This window comes from Marinomonas algarum (genome assembly GCF_020532605.1).
GTDB lineage: Bacteria > Pseudomonadota > Gammaproteobacteria > Pseudomonadales > Marinomonadaceae > Marinomonas > Marinomonas algarum.
In genome coordinates this window covers 71,721-90,333 of sequence record NZ_JAJATW010000014.1, presented here as the reverse complement: position 1 = coordinate 90,333, position 18,613 = coordinate 71,721, and the positions used below count along the sequence as shown (strand labels likewise).

Annotated in this window: 16 protein-coding genes and 2 rRNA genes; 11 read left to right on the top strand and 7 right to left on the bottom strand. The window is 45.8% G+C overall.

All coding sequences use genetic code 11. From position 1 onward, the window contains the following. Positions 1 to 108: ribosomal RNA gene (locus tag LG368_RS10480) — 23S ribosomal RNA — on the top strand; the annotation flags it as partial. 191 nt (positions 109 to 299) lie between these two features. Next, positions 300 to 414, top strand: a 5S ribosomal RNA gene (rrf, locus tag LG368_RS10475). Positions 415 to 805: 391 nt separating this feature from the next. Here the strand turns inward: rrf and LG368_RS10470 are convergent. The 6 genes from LG368_RS10470 to LG368_RS10445 all read right to left on the bottom strand — a co-directional run bounded on the left by LG368_RS10470 (position 806) and on the right by LG368_RS10445 (position 6,893). Further along, on the bottom strand, positions 806 to 1,426 hold the full coding sequence (locus LG368_RS10470; RefSeq protein ID WP_226754671.1) for a ubiquinone biosynthesis accessory factor UbiJ: 621 nt from the start codon (positions 1,424 to 1,426) through the stop codon (positions 806 to 808). A 23-nt stretch (positions 1,427 to 1,449) separates the two neighbouring features. Beyond that, the gene (locus tag LG368_RS10465) at positions 1,450 to 1,827 is read right to left on the bottom strand and encodes a gamma-butyrobetaine hydroxylase family protein (RefSeq protein ID WP_226754670.1); all 378 of its coding nucleotides are present in this window, start codon (positions 1,825 to 1,827) and stop codon (positions 1,450 to 1,452) included. Between the two features lie 19 nt (positions 1,828 to 1,846). Continuing rightward, a complete protein-coding gene (gene hslU / locus LG368_RS10460; protein WP_226754669.1) occupies positions 1,847 to 3,169 on the bottom strand; it encodes an HslU--HslV peptidase ATPase subunit in 1,323 nt (440 codons plus the stop codon). A gap of 53 nt (positions 3,170 to 3,222) precedes the next feature. After that, positions 3,223 to 3,774, bottom strand: coding sequence for an ATP-dependent protease subunit HslV (gene hslV, locus LG368_RS10455; RefSeq protein WP_226754668.1), 552 nt, complete (start codon positions 3,772 to 3,774; stop codon positions 3,223 to 3,225). A gap of 204 nt (positions 3,775 to 3,978) precedes the next feature. Next, positions 3,979 to 4,608: an SPOR domain-containing protein gene (locus LG368_RS10450; protein WP_226754667.1), complete on the bottom strand. Its 630-nt coding sequence runs from the start codon at positions 4,606 to 4,608 to the stop codon at positions 3,979 to 3,981. A 53-nt stretch (positions 4,609 to 4,661) separates the two neighbouring features. Next, complete coding sequence (locus tag LG368_RS10445) at positions 4,662 to 6,893, bottom strand: primosomal protein N' (protein WP_226754666.1); 2,232 nt, start codon at positions 6,891 to 6,893, stop codon at positions 4,662 to 4,664. 278 nt (positions 6,894 to 7,171) lie between these two features. Between LG368_RS10445 and rpmE the strand changes: the two genes are divergently transcribed. The 3 genes from rpmE to LG368_RS10430 all read left to right on the top strand — a co-directional run bounded on the left by rpmE (position 7,172) and on the right by LG368_RS10430 (position 9,663). Then, the gene (gene rpmE / locus LG368_RS10440; protein ID WP_226754665.1) at positions 7,172 to 7,387 is read left to right on the top strand and encodes a 50S ribosomal protein L31; all 216 of its coding nucleotides are present in this window, start codon (positions 7,172 to 7,174) and stop codon (positions 7,385 to 7,387) included. An 8-nt stretch (positions 7,388 to 7,395) separates the two neighbouring features. Then, complete coding sequence (locus LG368_RS10435; protein WP_226754664.1) at positions 7,396 to 8,202, top strand: thermonuclease family protein; 807 nt, start codon at positions 7,396 to 7,398, stop codon at positions 8,200 to 8,202. A 192-nt stretch (positions 8,203 to 8,394) separates the two neighbouring features. After that, complete coding sequence (locus tag LG368_RS10430; protein WP_226754663.1) at positions 8,395 to 9,663, top strand: malic enzyme-like NAD(P)-binding protein; 1,269 nt, start codon at positions 8,395 to 8,397, stop codon at positions 9,661 to 9,663. 78 nt (positions 9,664 to 9,741) lie between these two features. Here the strand turns inward: LG368_RS10430 and LG368_RS10425 are convergent, their stop codons facing one another. Beyond that, a complete protein-coding gene (locus LG368_RS10425) occupies positions 9,742 to 12,186 on the bottom strand; it encodes a penicillin-binding protein 1A (RefSeq protein ID WP_226754662.1) in 2,445 nt (814 codons plus the stop codon). Positions 12,187 to 12,352: 166 nt separating this feature from the next. On the opposite strand from LG368_RS10425, the gene LG368_RS10420 reads away from it, so the two are divergent. From LG368_RS10420 to LG368_RS10395, 6 genes are all read left to right on the top strand, one after another. Continuing rightward, positions 12,353 to 13,387, top strand: a complete 1,035-nt coding sequence (locus LG368_RS10420) for a hypothetical protein (protein WP_226754661.1) — start codon at positions 12,353 to 12,355, stop codon at positions 13,385 to 13,387. Continuing rightward, positions 13,356 to 14,078: a hypothetical protein gene (locus LG368_RS10415; RefSeq protein ID WP_226754660.1), complete on the top strand. Its 723-nt coding sequence runs from the start codon at positions 13,356 to 13,358 to the stop codon at positions 14,076 to 14,078. Before LG368_RS10420 ends, LG368_RS10415 begins: the two co-directional genes overlap by 32 nt. Next, on the top strand, positions 14,059 to 15,252 hold the full coding sequence (locus LG368_RS10410; RefSeq protein ID WP_226754659.1) for a type IV pilus secretin PilQ: 1,194 nt from the start codon (positions 14,059 to 14,061) through the stop codon (positions 15,250 to 15,252). Before LG368_RS10415 ends, LG368_RS10410 begins: the two co-directional genes overlap by 20 nt. A 42-nt stretch (positions 15,253 to 15,294) precedes the next feature. Next, complete coding sequence (locus LG368_RS10405) at positions 15,295 to 15,843, top strand: shikimate kinase (RefSeq protein ID WP_226754658.1); 549 nt, start codon at positions 15,295 to 15,297, stop codon at positions 15,841 to 15,843. Then, positions 15,843 to 16,949 (top strand): 3-dehydroquinate synthase, encoded by a 1,107-nt coding sequence (gene aroB / locus LG368_RS10400; protein WP_226754657.1) that lies wholly within the window; start codon positions 15,843 to 15,845, stop codon positions 16,947 to 16,949. The genes LG368_RS10405 and aroB overlap by 1 nt, the downstream gene beginning before the upstream one ends. A 77-nt stretch (positions 16,950 to 17,026) precedes the next feature. Beyond that, entirely contained in the window at positions 17,027 to 18,613 is a 1,587-nt protein-coding gene (locus LG368_RS10395; protein ID WP_226754656.1) for an SPOR domain-containing protein, read from the top strand.

The following is an 18,613-nucleotide window of genomic DNA, read 5'->3' as shown; positions in this document are numbered from 1 at the left end:
ATAAGTCCCCTAAAGAGCCGTTCGAGACTAGGACGTTGATAGGTTGGGTGTGTAAGTGCTGTGAGGCATTGAGCTAACCAATACTAATTGCTCGTGAGGCTTGACCATATAACACCAAAGTGGTTTTGGATGATAAGAGAGAAAGACTCAAGATCATCACAAAGAAACACATAATACGATACAAACCAAATCGGTTTAACCTTGATACACGTTATTTCAAAATGAATTGTTAAAGATCCAAGCATGTCTTCGCGTGTTTTGGTTAGCGAAAGCCACCAAAACGAACGCAAAAAGAATTGCTTGACGATCATAGAGGCGTTGAACCACCTGATCCCATCCCGAACTCAGAAGTGAAAAGCGCCATCGCCGATGGTAGTGTGGGGGATCCCATGTGAGAGTAGGTCGTCGTCAAGCTTTAAACACGAGAAGCCCTGATAGCATACGCTGTCAGGGTTTTTTTCGTTTTGTACTTTTTATGCTGTGACTTATAAATAGCGTGAGAGCTTAAAGTCAGCGCTTTTCAGAAGGAGTAATACAGACGATTGCTTCGATACTAATAACATAGAGTCTCAAAGTTTTCACAGAACGTGTATTTTTATTGATAATGTATTGAAAGAAGAAAATTAAAACATGAGGCAAGGGGACATTTCCGCCGCATCCTTGCAGCTCAGGTTCATCATGAAAGGTGACAGAGCCTCCATCTTGGAGGTAGTGGCAAGTCCTTTTGCCCTCTGTCTGATTTATAATTTAGTATAAAATATGAACGATTACAACCTTAAATGATAAAAAAAATGATGTTTTTGTGCTATTTTTTGGCTTTTAGAATATTTATTTTGGCTTCTGTCCGTTCTAATAAGGAACCAAAGCGTTCTAATTCATCAACAAAGTGATCAAACTCTATTTTACTGGGCAGTAATTGACTATCAGTTTGTAGGTGTTGAACCAGTTGCATGCGTAAGTTAGTGGTGAACTCCTTACTCCATGACCACTGAGCCCGTAATAAGCGAGACAAAGTCGCCGCCGGTAAGTCGCCAATATAGTCAGCAAGTAACCCTTCCCAGTCTAGGTCAAAATTTTCCATGACTTTGTGCAGTGTCATAAGTGCTTGCGCATTACCTTGAATACGCAAGTCACCATCAAAGAAGCCATCTCCGTCCAGTAACTTACGATAGGCTGAACTAGGACCTTGTACGAGCGTATCTAATCTAGGATCAAGCTCTATTTCTTCTAGGCTTTCTGGCTTGTCTAGCATGACACCGTGTTCGAGGATATGAATTTGAAGGATAAACGAGAAATCCTCTATAAATAGATAGACCTTTTGACCAGATAGCTTACTTAAACGGTTTTGTGAAGGGGAATCTTGTTTCAACGCGAGATTGATTGCTGCTTCAATCGTGCTGAGTGCGGATAAGCTGAGTGAACCCATGAGAAGTTTACCTATGACAAATATTAAAGCTGATGAATCTGAATAGTGGAAGTTTCCCGTGTCTGGCCTGCCTTTTCAAGGCGATCAAGGTATATTTGCCAAAGTTCATTGTAGTTTTTACCTATATTATAAAGGTACTTCCATGAGTATAGCCCTGTATCGTGACCGTCGTCGAAGGTGATTTTCAGGGCGTAATTTCCTGCGCCTTCAATATTTTGAATGGCGACTTCTTTTTTTCCATACTGGAGAATTGGAACTTGCTGTCCATGTCCTCTCACTTCGGCTGAGGGTGAGTGCACTCTCAAAAATTCAGCACTTAACCGACATGTTAATCCATCAGAAAAAGTGAGTGCCAACTCACGAGACTTTTTATGATAATGAATGTGAGTTGGCGTAGTCATGTTTGTCCTATATTGATTATTAAAGGATGTATTGGCTCAAATCTTCGTTTTTGACGATCTCGCCCAGCTGTTCGTCGACATACGCTGCGGTAATATCAACAGTCTGTTCATTAGGCATGTCACTTGCTGAGTAAGAAATTTCTTCGAGCAAGCGCTCTAGAACAGTATGAAGACGACGGGCACCGATATTCTCTGTACGTTCATTCACTTGGAAGGCGATCTCTGCAATGCGGTGAATGCCTTCCTCGGTGAAATTAAGGTTAATTGACTCTGTCTTCGCCAGTGCGACATATTGCTTGGTGAGAGAGGCATTTGGTTCCACTAGGATACGCTTAAAGTCTCCGACTGTGAGTGCATCGAGTTCAACGCGAATAGGCAATCGTCCTTGTAACTCTGGGATTAAGTCAGATGGCTTAGAAAGATGGAAAGCGCCAGATGCGATAAACAAGATGTGGTCCGTTTTGATCATGCCGTATTTTGTGCTTACAGTACACCCTTCTACCAGTGGTAGTAAGTCGCGTTGAACCCCCTCGCGAGACACTTCACCACCGCTGCGATCTGAGCTTTTGGCAACCTTGTCTATTTCGTCGAGGAAGACAATACCGTTTTGTTCAACAGCATCTACCGCGCGCGCTTTTAGTTCATCTTCATTGACTAGTTTTGCAGCCTCTTCATCACGAACTTGACGAAGTGCCTCTTTTATTTTCATTTTACGCTTCTTGGTTTTTTGCGCGCCTAGATTTGAAAACATATTCTGCAATTGGCTGGTCATTTCTTCCATGCCGGGCGGGGTCATGATTTCAACTCCCATTGGAGAGTCTGCAAGATCGATATCAATGTCTTTATCGTCTAATTTACCTTCACGTAGTTTTTTCCGGAAGCTTTGACGTGTACTGTTATCTTCAAGTTCTGGGTCACCGCCACGAGCTGGAGGTAACAGCACATCAAGAATACGGTCTTCGGCAGCATCTTCTGCTTTGTGGCGTAACTTACTGGTCTCCTGTTCACGAAGCATTTTTATAGCCATTTCGACAAGGTCACGAATAATAGACTCGACATCACGACCAACATAGCCCACTTCAGTAAACTTTGTGGCTTCTATTTTGATGAAAGGCGCGTTAGAAAGTTTAGCCAGGCGACGGGCAATTTCTGTTTTACCGACGCCGGTAGGGCCTATCATAAGAATGTTTTTTGGGGTGACTTCAGCACGCATGTCTTCGGGAAGTTGCATGCGGCGCCAACGGTTACGCAATGCAATCGCAACAGCACGCTTGGCTTTCTGTTGGCCGATGATGTGGTTGTCTAAGGCGTTAACCGTCTCTCTTGGGGTCATACTACTCATTAGGTGGGTACTCTTTTTAATCTGTAATGGTGAAAGCTATCAATGTTGACCGTTTAGGCGGATTTATCTTCCAATTGAGGGTCTATCGTGATCTCTTCAATGGTCAAACTGTGATTGGTGAATACACAAATATCCGCTGCAATGTTTAGACTTTTTTCGACAATGTCTTGTGCTGTCAATTCGGTATTGTCAATCAGAGCTCGTGCTGCTGCCTCAGCGTAGTTACCACCTGAGCCTATTGCGAGTGCTCCGTGTTGTGGTTCAACGACATCACCTGTCCCTGTAATAATGAGTGTGCTGTCTTTGTTTGCGACGATTAGCATGGCCTCTAGTTTGCGCAGTGCTCGATCAGAACGCCAGTCTTTTGCTAGGTCGACAGCGGCTCGAACAAGGTGCCCCTGATGTTTTTCAAGTTGCCCTTCAAAGCGTTCAAATAGAGTAAAGGCGTCGGCTGTACCGCCGGCAAAACCAGCGATGACTTCACCGTGATATAAACGGCGTACTTTACGTGCATTACCTTTCATCACAGTATTGCCCAAAGAAACTTGTCCATCACCGCCTACGACGACTTGGTTGCCTTTGCGTACAGTTAAAATTGTTGTCATGATTTACTCCCGTTTCGATATTATCAAAATGGGGGCGTACAAATGGATTTCAAGGAAGAGTCTGGTTAGAAAACAAAAGGGCATGTTAGGGGAAGGGTAGGTGAAAAACAAAAAAGCATGTTAGGGGAAGGGTAGGTGAAAAACAAAAAAGCACACAGAATACTTGGATCGTCTCTGTGTGCGTTCACTGTTCAAAAGTGCTTTTTATTGAGGTTCTTTTTTCACTCTATAAGAGTAGGGTGAAATGGACATGGAGACGAGCTTATCCTCGGCACGATTCATGTTTGAACGTGATTCATAGGGACCGAGTATAACGCGATACCATGGTTGTTCATTTTTCCCTATGGTTTTTCGTACGCTAGTTTCCACTAGTCCTGACAAAATTAAGTTGGCCCTCATTCGGTCAGCATCTTCTGGGTTGCGGAAAGAGGCGGCCTGTAGCATGTAGTAAAAGTCTTGTTCGCCCCGTGGCGTTGATTGGTAAGCGTCTACATGGCTAGTGTCTACTTCACTGTCTTGCAACAACTGATAAAACTCAAAGGTGTCTTTTTTAGGTGTCACGATTGTGGGTGTATCAGCGGCTTTTTTGACAGGCGCGGGGGGATTTTTCTTCTCTTCTACGGGTGTGCTTTTCAGTGTTGTAGAGGGGGCAGATGACGGTTTTGGTGCCACCTTGCTCAGTTGTATGAGCCCATAAGTGAAGGTAAGCAACAAAGCTGGCACAAGCAGCCATAACCACCATTTAATTTTACGTTTTTTAGGAGGGGGAGTGCGTCGAGTCGCCCCTTTTCTTGGGCGACTGTTTTTGGTGGCGATTTGCATCGGATTAAACATAATTTGGGCTTTTAGCAGTATCTTAATAAATAGAGCACATTATGCGGGGAAGATCAGTAAGTTTCCAGTGGATCTACATCGATCGCAAAACGAATACGATGCTGACGAGTAGACTGTTCTAACCAGTCGCTCATGAGTTGTGTGGCATGATGTAAAGGCGCTCTTTGTGCACACTTAAGTGAAATCAGTGCTCGATGCTGACCTGCTTTTCGAACAATAATCGCAGCATACGGCCCAACCAAATACACGTCTTTCGAGAACAAAGGCTCTAGGTCGTTTCTCATGGCCGATAACAGTTGCATTGCTTCCTGCTCATTGGTTGACTCCGCTCTTACGATGACTTGATGGAAAAAGGGCGGTAAAGACAATGCTTTTCGTTCTGCTAATCCTTCAATCGCAAAATGCTCATAGCCAAGAGTGCACAAACATTCTATGGCGGCATGGTCTGGGTGATAAGTCTGCAACAACACATGACCGGATTTTTGCGCGCGTCCCGCACGACCTGCGACTTGAGTTATTAACTGAGCGGTACGTTCCATGCCTCGAAAGTCAGAGGAAAATAAGCCTGCGTCAGCGTCCATAATAACGACCAAGGTGACATTGGGAAAATGATGCCCTTTTGCGAGCATTTGGGTTCCAATTAAAATCGCTTGATCATGTTCGTGAATTTTTTGCGTGAGCTTTGCCATTGCGGACTTACGCTGTGTGCTGTCCCGATCAATACGCAATATTGGCACGTCTTTAAAGACGGTGGCGAGCTGCGTTTCGACTTGTTCCGTCCCTTCTCCTACGGTGAATAACTCTGTTGATTGGCATTCAGGGCAGGTGTGTAGAAGTGCTTTTTGGGTATCACAATGATGACAATGTAATTTGTTGGCGCGTTTGTGTACGGTTAGATTGACATCACAATGATCGCAGGCTGCGATCCAGCCGCATTGGTGACACATTAATGTGGGAGCGTAACCTCGACGATTTAAAAAGATTAGGACTTGTTCTTTTCGCTCTAGGCATTGTTTTATACTGGTTAATGCGTGTTCACTGAAACCATGAAGTAAGTGTTTACCTCGAAGGTCAATGCGTTCCATTACTGGTATATGTGAATTGCCAGCACGTTCTCGCAGTTTGAGCCATGCGAATTTTTTCTGCAGGGCATTCGTGAGGCTCTCAAAAGATGGCGTAGCAGAAGCCAGCAAGACAGGAATATTTAATGCTTGTGCACGCTTAATGGCAAGATCACGCGCGTGATAACGGAATCCTTCGTGTTGTTTATACGAAGTATCGTGCTCTTCATCAATCACGATGAGCCCAAGATTGGGGGCAGGAATAAAAGCAGCCGACCGTGTACCAATAATAATTTTTGCATGGCCACTGGCCGCTAACAGCCAAGCATCGAGGCGCTCCCTGTCGCTCATATTGGAGTGCATTAAAACAATCTCAGTATTAAATCGCACTTCAAATCGCTTGAGCGTTTGAGGGGTTAAACCAATTTCTGGCACCATCACGAGGATCTGCTTTTCCTCTTTGATCAGGCGTGACATCACTTGAAGAAAGACTTCGGTTTTACCGCTGCCGGTTACGCCATCTAACAGGGTGACATTGAAATGGTCACGAGCCTCTAATAAATGATGGGTCGCATGAGTCTGTTCGGCATTAAGTGTATGGGGAACCTGTGTTTTGTGAGCATGCATTTCGCCGCCTTTATGAAAAGAGCGCGGTTCCCGATGTAATAATCCTTTTTCTTCTAGGCTTTTGCCTGCCGTAGGGGCGAGGTCGAGTACGGAAGCGGCTTGCTGGCTTAAGCCGTTGGGGTGTTGTTGTACTGCTTTTAAAAAGTCTTGTTGGCGAGGCGCCCGATTTAACTGTTCAAGAGGTAAGGCTTTGCCCTCTGGGGTAGCGAACCACCAATGCTCAGTGCGAAACTCCGCTTGTTCGCCCTTACGCAACAACACGGGCAGTGCATGAAAAATGACATCGCCAATGGGATGGTGATAGTAGCGTGCGGCCCACTCGCATAAAGCCATTAATTCTTCTGTGATGACAGGGCGTTCATCAAGCATAGCGGTTAGTGGTTTAACTTGTTCTGGATCCCAATCACTGTGTTCGCTTAATGCGACAATGACACCGAGCCGGCTGCTTTTACCAAAGGGAACCTTTACTCTCATGCCGGGTTGCAATGAATGACGCAGTGCAATGGCTTTGGGTACCCTGTAGTCAAAGAGAGTACGCATCGGCACAGGTAAGGCGACTTTAATAAAAGGGAAGGGGGTTAACATCGCCTCTGACATACGTTTGATTAGACCTTGTTTAATTCATTGAAATCATACTAACAAATAGGCGACCAGTGTACGCTAGAGTCCCATCCAGGTGCGAGTGGGGATTTTCTAAAAGAAGCCCCATAAAAAGGTTGCCGATTAGCGAATAGACGCCTAAAATACGCTCTTCTTGGATCCACTGTACAATGTCTGTACAACGAAACGTGCGGTGCTTGGCGAGGTTGTTGTTATGCAACGGCCCAGATAATTTTCGATCAAGTGGCGGCACACCAAACTTTAAGGTAACTATTATGCAAAAAGATATCCACCCAAATTACTCTGCACTTACTGCAACTTGCACATGTGGTAACACATTGAGCCTTAACTCAACTGCAGGTAAAGACATGCACCTTGATGTATGCAGTAACTGTCACCCTTTCTACACAGGCCAACAAAAAATGTTGGACACTGGTGGTCGTGTCGATCGCTTTAACAAGCGTTTCGGAGCACGTCGTACGACTAAGTAATTGGTCTAATGATGTTTGTTTTACTAAAAAAGCGTCGAGTTTTCTCGGCGCTTTTTTTGTTTGTGGCACTTGCCTATTCTATTAGTGCCAGTCATGCAGACCCGCTCCGATCTTCTGACTTGTGTAGCGCGACAGAGGCATTGGAATTAGCGAAGATTGAACGCGTTGTCGATGGGGATACCATTCACCTCGAAGATGGGCGTAAAGTGCGTTTAATTGGATTAGACACTCCTGAATTAGATCACAAGAAAGGCCTACACGAGCCTTACGCATTAGCAGCCAAAAACTTTCTTACAGAACACTTAGATCATTACGTGTACATACAAAAAAGCAAAAGCGACCGTGATAGGTATGGTCGATATTTGTACTATCTTTTCGATAAAGATCGTATTTCATTAACGAGTCAGTTATTATCTGAAGGACTCGGTTATCGTATTGCTGTGTCACCTAATTTGGCATATCAAGACTGTTTTATTGCGTCTGAAAATGCTGCAAGACGCGCACATAAAGGGTTATGGCAGCAACCATTGCAGTGGCAGCCAAAAGCTGGTTTTGCAATCTCCCGTGTCAACATCACTTCCGTTACTCAGAATCGAGGAGGCTGGTGGCTAGAAACCAATCAGGATCTAGTGATCAACCTGCCAGCGAATACAAGTCACTATTGGCCTGCTCAAAAGGTGTTTTACCTTGAGGGTAAAGCGGTTGAAGTGCGAGGCTGGCAACATCAAAGAAAAAGCCGACATTCAAATTTTGCATCTTGGGTTCTTTCCGTAAGACACCCAAATGACTTATCGGAACCCTTCGTTCAACGTTAAGGCTCCGGCTCGAATCCATACATGATAGGATATTCCTATGGTTTTGTGCTTTAAAGAATACGGTAGATCGACTATTCTGGTTACCCAAGATCATCAGGTATGGCTTTCGACGCTTTTGTCGGCTCGAAAAACTCAGCCTAATTTGGCTATCATAAAACTAAATAAAAACACCAAATAGATGGAAGCACCATAATGGCAGAAGATATAAAGCAAGCGGCACTGGATTACCATGAACATCCAGTTCCAGGTAAATTAAGCGTTACCATTTCTAAACCAACCGCCACCGCTCGTGATCTTTCTTTAGCGTACAGTCCAGGTGTGGCAGAGCCTTGTCGTGAAATAGCAAAAGACCCAGAGAATGCCTACCGTTACACTGGTAAGGGAAATCTTGTGGCCGTTATTTCAGACGGTTCGGCAATTCTTGGCTTAGGAAACCTCGGGCCTTTGGCCAGTAAGCCGGTAATGGAAGGTAAAGGCGTGTTGTTTAAGCGCTTTGCTGGTATTAACTCGGTGGACGTTGAGGTCGAGTCAGAAAGCCCACAAGCCTTTATCGATACGGTAGCACGTATCGCTAATACTTATGGCGGTATTAACCTTGAAGATATTAAGGCGCCTGAGTGTTTTGAAATTGAACGTCAACTGATTGAACGTTGTTCTATCCCCGTTTTCCATGATGACCAACACGGTACTGCGATTGTAACAGCAGCAGGCCTGCTTAATGCACTTGAATTACAGGGTAAAAAGTTAGACGAAGCGAAAATCGTATGTCTTGGTGCAGGGGCAGCGGCAACGGCATGTATGAAATTGATTATTGCCTGTGGTGCTCAACGAGATAATATTTTTGTATTGGATCGTAAAGGGGTGATTCACTCTGGTCGCGATGATTTAAACCAGTTTAAGTCTATGTTTGCTATCGAGACAGATAAACGCACACTTGACGATGCGATGAAAGACGCGGATGTGTTTATTGGTGTGTCTGGTCCTAATTTATTGTCAGCAGAACAGTTGGCTTCGATGGCACCGAATCCTGTTGTGTTTGCTTGCTCTAATCCAGATCCAGAAATTGATCCTGAATTAGCTCGTGCGACGCGTAGCGATCTTATTATGGCAACGGGTCGTTCTGACTACCCTAACCAAGTGAATAATGTATTGGGCTTCCCATTTATTTTCCGTGGTGCTTTGGACGTGCGTGCGACCAAAATCAACGAGGAAATGAAAATTGCAGCGGTGCATGCACTAAAAGACCTTGCTAAAGAAGAAGCGCCTGCGGATGTTGTTGAAGCTTACGGTGGAGACGCACTTAACTTTGGTAAAGAATACATCTTGCCGAAGCCAATGGACTCTCGCTTGCTGAATGTCGTTTCGGCGGCCGTTGCTCGTGCTGCAGTGGACTCAGGTGTGGCTATGTTGCCTTACCCTGACTTTTACCCATTAGAAAGCATCGATCATTTCGGTGCCTGATCGCTGAGTTTCAATAAGTATTCGTGATAAAAAAGGCGACTTCATGAAGTCGCCTTTTTTGTTTCTGTATTTTGTCGGTCAAAACAGATTTTCAAGTATATTATTATCTTGCTGTTTGTCCTGTGCTTCGTTGCGAACAGTATCGACCGCCGATGGTAAGTTTACTTGGCGTTGTTGTGGTACATGTTCTTTGCGGAATACTTCAAAAATGGCATTTTTTTGTCCTGGCAAGGCCCGTTCACCTGTGTCGGGGTCAATTCGAACCGTAACAAGTGAGGAGGGTTTGTATACGGTTGCTGAAGGCGTGTTAGCTAATGCACTGCGCATATAGTTGATCCAGGTAGGCAGAGAGACTGAGCCGCCCCATTCGCCACGCCCTAAAGACGAGGCATTATCAAAGCCACTCCATACGGATGTGACTAGCTCCCCGTTGAATCCCGAAAACCAAGCGTCTCGACCATCGTTTGTTGTTCCTGTTTTACCCGCAATGTCGTTACGTTGTAAAACGCGTGCGCGGCGACCTGTACCATATTTGATCACATCTCGCATCATGTCATAAATGATGTAAGCCACTTCAGAATCAATGACCTGCGGCGCTACAGGCAAACTGCGAATACCTTGGTCGGTATTGAAGAGCGCCATTTGCTGTTCATCATCAGGCGATTTATCCAATAATGTGCAGGTGACGCACACGGTAACGGGGTTGGCTTCAAACAAAACGTCGTCGTTACGGCCAATAACCTTGTTGATCAAATAAGGCTGTACTTGATACCCACCATTTGAAAAGACGGCATAGCCCGTTGCAATTTGAAGCGGTGATAAGTTGGCACTACCAAGGGACAAAGATAAATTATGTGGCAACTCATTAGGATCGAATCCAAAACGACGCAAAAAGTCTAGAGTCGGACGGACACCGAGCTCGTCAAGTAGACGCACTGAGACGATATTCTGTGAGCGATACAAGGCTTGGCGTAAACGTGTTGGGCCATAAAATTTACCACCATCATTGGTAGGACGCCACGCTGACGCTAAGTTTGTGTCGTTAAACACCACAGGGGCATCGTTAATAATACTGGCGGCAGTGTAACCACGACTTAGGGCACTGGCATAAACGAACGGTTTGAAATTTGAGCCAGGTTGACGTTTGGACTGGGTGATGCGATTAAATTTATTCTCATAAAAATTAAAACCACCAACGAGAGCTTCAATGCCACCATCTTTGCTGTTGAGAGAAATGAGGGCACTTTGCACCGTGGGCTTTTGCGCTAACTGCCACCCTAAATCTGCATCAGGGCGTAGACGAACGATATCACCCGGTACTAACACATCGGCCACGGTAGAGGGCGTTGCACCTTGGGAGTCTTCACTTAGATAAGGCTTTGCCCACTTTATTGCATCCCATACCAGCGTTGTGCGTTGACCATCGGCTAAGCGCATGTCTGCTGTTGCCTCTGTGGTACTTATAACGAGAGCGGTCTGCCAGTCTTTAAATCTTCCGATATCTTGCAGCGCACTTTCTTGTTCTTCGAGTGGCGCATCGATAAGGTCCACACGGGTCTCAATCGAACCACGATAGCCATGACGTCGATCGTATGCCAATACACCATTAAACACCGCTTCGTTAGCGGCTTTTTGGCGTGCGGCATTAATCGTTGTATAGACCGTCATCCCTGTACTGTATAAGTCATCACCAAACGTATCATACAACTCTGAGCGTACCATTTCGGCAATATAATCTGCTTCGATGTCGGGCATGATGCCGTGATTCTTTGCTGTAACAGGAGATTCTACCGCCGCTTGGTAAGCAGGTTTATCGATCATGCCTAATGACAACATACGTTGCAAAATCCAGTTGCGACGAATCAATGCACGGGAAGGGTTAACAACAGGGTTAAAACGCGATGGGGCTTTGGGTAAGCCAGCGATCATCGCCAATTGAGCTAGGTTTAACTCGGCAAGGCTTTTTCCATAGTACACCTGAGCGGCGGCTTCAAAGCCGTAAGCACGGTTCCCAAGATAGATTTTGTTCACGTAAAGTTCGAGGATTTCGTGTTTGCTCAGTTCGCGCTCCATTTTTAGCGCAATGAAAATTTCAGTGAATTTTCGGGTATAAGTTTGCTCGAATGATAAGAAATAATTTCGTGCGACCTGCATGGTGATGGTACTGCCACCCCCTTGCTTTTGCCCTGTGGTAATAAGCTGCATGACTGCGCGTCCTAAACCAAGAATATCGACACCGGGGTGGTGATAGAAATTCGTGTCTTCTGCCGCTAAAATTGCGTCTTCTAGCCCTTGAGGGATCTCGTTATAGTCGATTGGCGTGCGTCGTTGGTCGCCAAACTCTCCAATGAGCTGCTCATCAGCGGTATAAATTCGTAAGGGAATTTTAAGCTCTATGGTTTTGAGTTCTTCGACAGAAGGGATGCGGTCTTTTACGTTGTAGTACACAGCATAGGTGATGCTTGCGGCACTAATTGCCCCTAAAAGACCGAGAATAAGAAGAATTTTGAACGTTTTAACCATATAAATCTAATAAACACTGAGATAAGAAAAAAGCATTATACCTAAGATGGTTACATAATAGGCGGTTAACTTTGCACCAAATCGTGTTATCTTGGGAAAAACAACACAATAGACTTGCTCCCTAGAGTGAACTAAAAAAACACATTGCTTAGTATTTCAAGGATGAATGATGAAGCTTATGTCTCCCTATTTTGTGGCGTTGTATACGCCACAGCATTGCGTACTCTATACCTCCCTAGAGGCATCAAAGACGGTGCTTCCTAGTAGCGCTAGCGATAAAGACGACCATGATAGATTTCTGGATTATGCCACGTCGCCAGATCCTAGCCGTCTAGCCTCTATTCAAGACACCGTCTTTTTTCACAATAAGAAACAGTCCTTTGATGCGCGTTTCAAGACGAAGCGGTTGATAATACGAGTACCTGATGACTGGCTCTCAGTCTCTTCCCACGCCATCGACCATGTGATCCCTGCCACTTTGTTGCCGATGGCTGCACTCAGTTACGCGGCGGAAGCGACGTTTCTGCCACCAGACGCTATTTTGCTGAGTCAGCAACAAGAAATCATGGCGGAGAGCGCTGCAAATTTAACGGTGTTTGCTTGTTCTAAAGAGTGGGCTAGGCAGTTAACAAAACCGTTTAAAGATAGGGCAAAACACAGCTTGTTGGTTCCAGAAAGCCAGTGGTTGGCGATGTCCGCTCTGCCGCCAAGAAAGAAATGGCGGGCTTGTCTATCGTGTGCTTTAGTGCCTTTTCAATCCGATAAAGTGCAACGTCAAAAAGCACGGCGCCTATGGATCATACTCTTACTTGCTAGTCTATTGATCAATACCGTTGCCGCCACATCATGGCTACTGTTTCATCAGCGCTCTCATCAAGCGATCGCTGCTCAACAAGCGTTCGTCAGTCATCAAGATGATGCTCTTTCACTTTCTCGCGCCGACGACTTTATTGAGCCTGTGTTATCACTGACACAAGCGCTACCACGCTCGGCACAACTGATAGAGTTTAACGCTGAAACAGATCACGCTTTTCTGCATATGAGGCTACCTAGACAGGGCTTAAAAGACCTTCAGAGCAAATGGCAGAAACAATACCCTAAATGGCAATGGTCGATTGATATACAGAAAGTGGATTCAGCCGGTTCTCCGTCACAAACGGAGGTTGTGCATGCGCATATCACAATATTGGCAGGCCAATAAGTCGGTTTGGTTGCAGATTAAGCTGTCCACATTAGTTTTACTGTTATTGCTTCAAATAGCGGCTTGGTATCCCTTTCTATCCGATACGTATCAGCAGGTCATTCGTCATGAAAGACAAAAAGCCAATGCGCAACAGCTTAGCCGAGATCGACAAGTGTATACAGCGGCATTGCGCAGTGTGCAGTTTGGTGAAGCCCCTTGGTTGTCACATCATGTCGTGAAGTCAGCAGAAACAAACCTTATCCAATGGCACGCTAAAGGGACGGCATCGCTGACACAATGGCGCACTATACTGGAAACAGTGGAAACGCGTTTTGCCTTGATACTACGGTCTGCGTCTTGGCGACACTTGAATAATGGCCACTGGCGAGGGGAGTTGATGTTTGATGTGACGTTTCCAACTCAGAATCGCCCTTACCATGACTGGTTGCCTGTTAGGTTCAACAAGACGCGATTTTTGCCCCAGGACTGGCAACTCAAGTCTGTCATGCGTCGACAAGGCACGCTGTCAGCACTGGTTATGTATAAACAACAAGCTTATTGGGTTCAGCAAGGAAGCTGGTTGCCCGAGGTTGGGCTGGCTGTCCGTGAGGTGTCTTTCGATGGTGTTTCTTTTTATGCGGAAGAGGGACCCGACCTTATTTTAACCAGGAAGCCTGTTGGAGGTGTGCATGACTCAGTACAACATTAAAAGAGTCTGTCAGATTATTTTGCTTATATTGATGATTCGCCCTGCTATGGCGATGGATGTGTATTTTGACGCTCAGCCACTGCAAGATGTGTTGCCTTGGCTGGCTTCAAAGATGAATGAAAGTGTGGTGATTAGTCCGGATATTGACGAGACATTAACCTTGTCAATAAAAGATGCGACCTGGCATGATGTTATTGAGGCCATTGCCAAACAGCCTTCGATCGCCTTGACGTGGCAAGGTAATGTCGCCGTATTAATGCCGGCTTCGGCAATAGGGACGCCTGCTGTTGATCAAGAGCAATTATCAACGTCTTGCCCTCAAGCTTACTGGGTATTAAAACATGCGAAGGCCGACACAGTCGGTGAACATTTGAAAACGTTGTACCCTTCATTGTCCCTTATTGTAGATCACCGAACCAATTCAATTATCACCTCGTCATGCGAAGACTATGGTGACATAGAAACGACTTTAGCTTGGCTAGACACACCACTTAGGCAGATTGAAATCAGTGCTCAAATTGCACAAGTCAGCCGAACCGCCCAATCGCAATTTGGTGTCAATTGGCAAGCCAGTTTGGCCGATGGTGTTCGCTCTTCTTTAGGTGGCGCGATAGATCTGGGTGCATTAACGCCTTCAGCAGGGTTAGATTTTGCGGTTGGAGGTCGCTCTGGCTTACTCGGTTTTACGTTGGATATGATGGAAACGGATGGTTTGGCAAAGGTCATGTCTGCGCCTAAAATTGTGACGTCGGAAGGCCAGCCTGCGCGCATTGAGTCTGGCACAGAAGTACCCTATCAAACCGTTAGCGACGATAAGGTTAGTGTTGAGTTTCGTCAGGCTGCGTTGTTACTAGAAGTGACACCTTTTGTAAAAGACGGTGAACGCATTTTATTATCACTGAATATTAATCAAGACTCTGTCGGCGATTTGGTGAATGGTGTGCCCAGTCTGAATACTAACCGGCTCAAGACCCAGGTCGTGGTGAAAAACCAAGAAACACTGGTATTAGGCGGAATTTTCCGTGAAGAACGCTTTGAATCAGAAAGTAGGGTGCCGTTTTTCAGTGCTATTCCTGTAGTGGGTCGCCTGTTCAAAAGGCGTTTGGAACAGCAAGAAAAGGTTGAATTACTTGTATTTATTACACCAAAGCTGATACAAATGACTGTTAACTAGGCCGCAGTCTAAATCTGCTTCATTCCGATGTAACTGAATACAATGATAAAAGCCCCCAATATTATTTTAGTAGGCCCAATGGGCGCAGGAAAAACGACCATAGGTCGCCTGATTTCTCAATCAATGGGAAAAGAATTCTATGACTTGGATAAGGTCATAGAAGACAACGCTGGTGCCGACATTCCTTGGATTTTTGAACGTGAAGGAGAGGACGGTTTTCGTAAACGCGAGACCCAAGCCTTAGAAAGCATGATTCAGTCCGATGCCGGTGACTGTGTCATCGCCACTGGCGGTGGTATTGTGATGCGTAAAGAAAACCGAGACATTTTACGAGAAGGGGCGCTGGTCATTTACCTTTACGCTTCTGTTTCTCAACAATTGTATCGTACCTCTAAGAGCAGCCATCGTCCCCTGTTGCAGACGGGAGACCCCAAAGCAACGCTAACCAAATTATTCGAAGTTCGTGACCCTCTTTATCGAGACGTGGCAACTTTAGTCGTAGAAACAGATGCTCGCCATCCGAGGTCAGTGGCCAACAAGGTGCTGAGTACGATTAAGCGACATCTTAGTATGGAGACCTCACTATCCTAATGCGTACATTAACCGTTGATCTTGGCGATCGTAGCTACCCCATCTACATAGGGCATGGCATTCGTGAACAAAAAGCCCTTTTTGATGATGCGATTCAGGGTAAGCAGGTCATGATAGTCACTAATACGACTGTTGCTCCTTTGTACCTGGATGCCATGGTGGCCATGTTATCTTGTGACTATAAAGTCGACACTTGTATTTTACCTGATGGCGAGGTGTACAAAACACTGGAAACCTATGGGTTGATTATGACAGCGTTGTTGAACGCTAAGCACAATCGTACGACGACCGTCATTGCCCTTGGCGGTGGGGTGGTCGGTGATATGGCGGGCTTTGCTGCGGCGACTTATCAACGTGGTGTTCCCTTTATTCAAGTGCCAACCACGCTATTATCACAGGTAGATTCTTCTGTGGGGGGTAAAACGGGTGTGAATCATCCGCTTGGTAAAAACATGATAGGAGCGTTTTATCAGCCACAGGCCGTTATCATTGATACGCAAACCTTGTCTACTTTGCCGCCGCGTGAACTGTCCGCAGGCATGGCGGAAGTGATTAAGTACGGTTTGATCTGCGATGCGCCCTTCTTTGATTGGTTAGAGCAAGAAATGTCAGACCTAATGGCGCTGGAAAATGAGAAAATCAGCGATGCTATTTACCGTTCTTGTTTGGCAAAAGCTAAAGTGGTTGCTCAAGATGAAAGAGAAGGCGGTATTCGTGCGATCTTGAATTTAGGCCATACCTTTGGTCATGCCATTGAAACGGAAATGGGCTATGGCAACTGGCTTCATGGTGAAGCCGTCGCTGCAGGCAGTATGTTAGCCATCGATTTATCTTGGAGAATGGGCAATGTGACTGAGCAAGATGTCAGTCGATCTCTGGCCTTGTTCCAAGCTGCGGGTTTACCCGTATTGCCCCCAGAAAGCATGACAATAGACAGCTTTATTGAGCGTATGGCCCTGGATAAAAAAGTCCTTGATGGCAGTTTGCGTCTGGTATTGTTAGCCTCTTTGGGCGATGCCATGGTGACATCAGACTTTCCCATGAGTGATTTTACAGCAAGCCTATCCGATGCGTTGGAAGCGAGTGCTCAAGCGAACTTGGCTTAATTCTGTTTAGAATAGGCGATGATCTGTTGGTAAAGGCCGTGTTGCTTTTACCAACATTACTTTTTGAAGGATAAGATATGTCGAAGCCAGACTTTCAGTTTGACCTAGAGGATGCGCTGAACCAGCCCTCGAAAGCAACGCTGAGGGATCCGTTTGGCTCGAAAGACGCATCGGTGTATTTTGCATCGGAAGAAGGCAATCAGCAGTTAGCACTGCTAGAACATTTAAGTCGCTACAGCAGCTTATTGTCGGTGGTTCAAGGACCGCAAGGCAGTGGTAAAAGTCGCTTTTTAATGGAGTTTGCTCGCAACCAAGACGACACCACTATTGTCAGTCATGTTAAAGCCTCTATGTTGATGACGGCGGGGCAGTTGTTGCAAGCCATTTATACCGGTTTTTCTGGACACTTTAAGCAACCGCCCAACGAAGCGACTTTTGGTCCGTTATTAAAGTTTGCTCATGATTTGGACGAAAAAGGTCAGGCCGCCTTGGTGCTGATTGATAACGCCCAAGAGTTGAATACCGATGCGGTCAGTATGTTGCTAGACATGATGTCTTTAGCAACGGAAAGCCAAACGGTGCCACATATTGTGCTGTTCAGTGAATATTCGGTAGCCCGCAATCTTGATGCCTACCAACGTTCTCGTTATGAGCAGTTGAGCCATTCTTTTACCCTAGCGCCTTATTCTTTAGAGCAAACACGGGCTTATTTATTGCATCGTGTGCGTGCGGTGGCGGGTGGAATTAACTTGCCCTTTAATGACAAGCAAGTGACGCAAATACATCAAGAGTCGGGTGGGTACCCCGGACAAATCAACAAAATTGCCCAAGCAATGATGGGCAATGGCGAGATGCCTAAATCTTCAAAGTTTCGTATTAACTTTGCCATGGGTTTTCCTCTCGCGCACATGGCACTGTTATCGGTTGTGATGTTAGGAATTCTGGTGGCTGTTTTGTTTTCTGATAAGTCGGACACAACAAACAGTGCCAGTAATCAAACCACCAATGCTATTCCCCTAAGTCCACGACAAGGGCAGTCTTCTGCTGAAACCATTGCACGCATTGATGCAATGCAGCGTCGAATTGGACAAGAAGGTGACATTATACTGCCTCCTATTCCTACGGGCAGCTCTGTTCCTACCGGCAGTTCTGCCCCCGCGGTACGTGAAAACAATACCCAGCCGGTGGCGCCTTCTGCTCCTGTATCACCACCGATCTCCACCGCCCCTATTCGTTCAGAAGCGCCTGCGCGCGTGGCAGCTCCCACCACAGTGGAAACGCCAGCGCCTGTTCAAGCGGCAATCAGCACACCGGTACCCACAGCCCCAACACCCAGTGCACCTGCTGTTGTGCAACGAGACCCTTTTGATAAAACCGATTGGTGGCTCTCTCAAAGTCCAACACGTTATACCCTGCAGTTATTGGGTACCTATAATCAAAAAACCGTCAGCGACTTTATTCGCGATCAGGGCAGTATCGATGCTTTTGGCTATTTTACCTCGAAACACAATGGGCGAGATTGGTTTGTGGTGGTGTATGGCACGTACCGTAATCGAAGTGAAGCGATTGCTGCATCGGAAAATTTACCAAGGGATATTCGAGCATTAAACCCTTGGGCCAGAAGCGCACGTGGCATTCAGGAAGACATTCGTAAAGCGCAATAA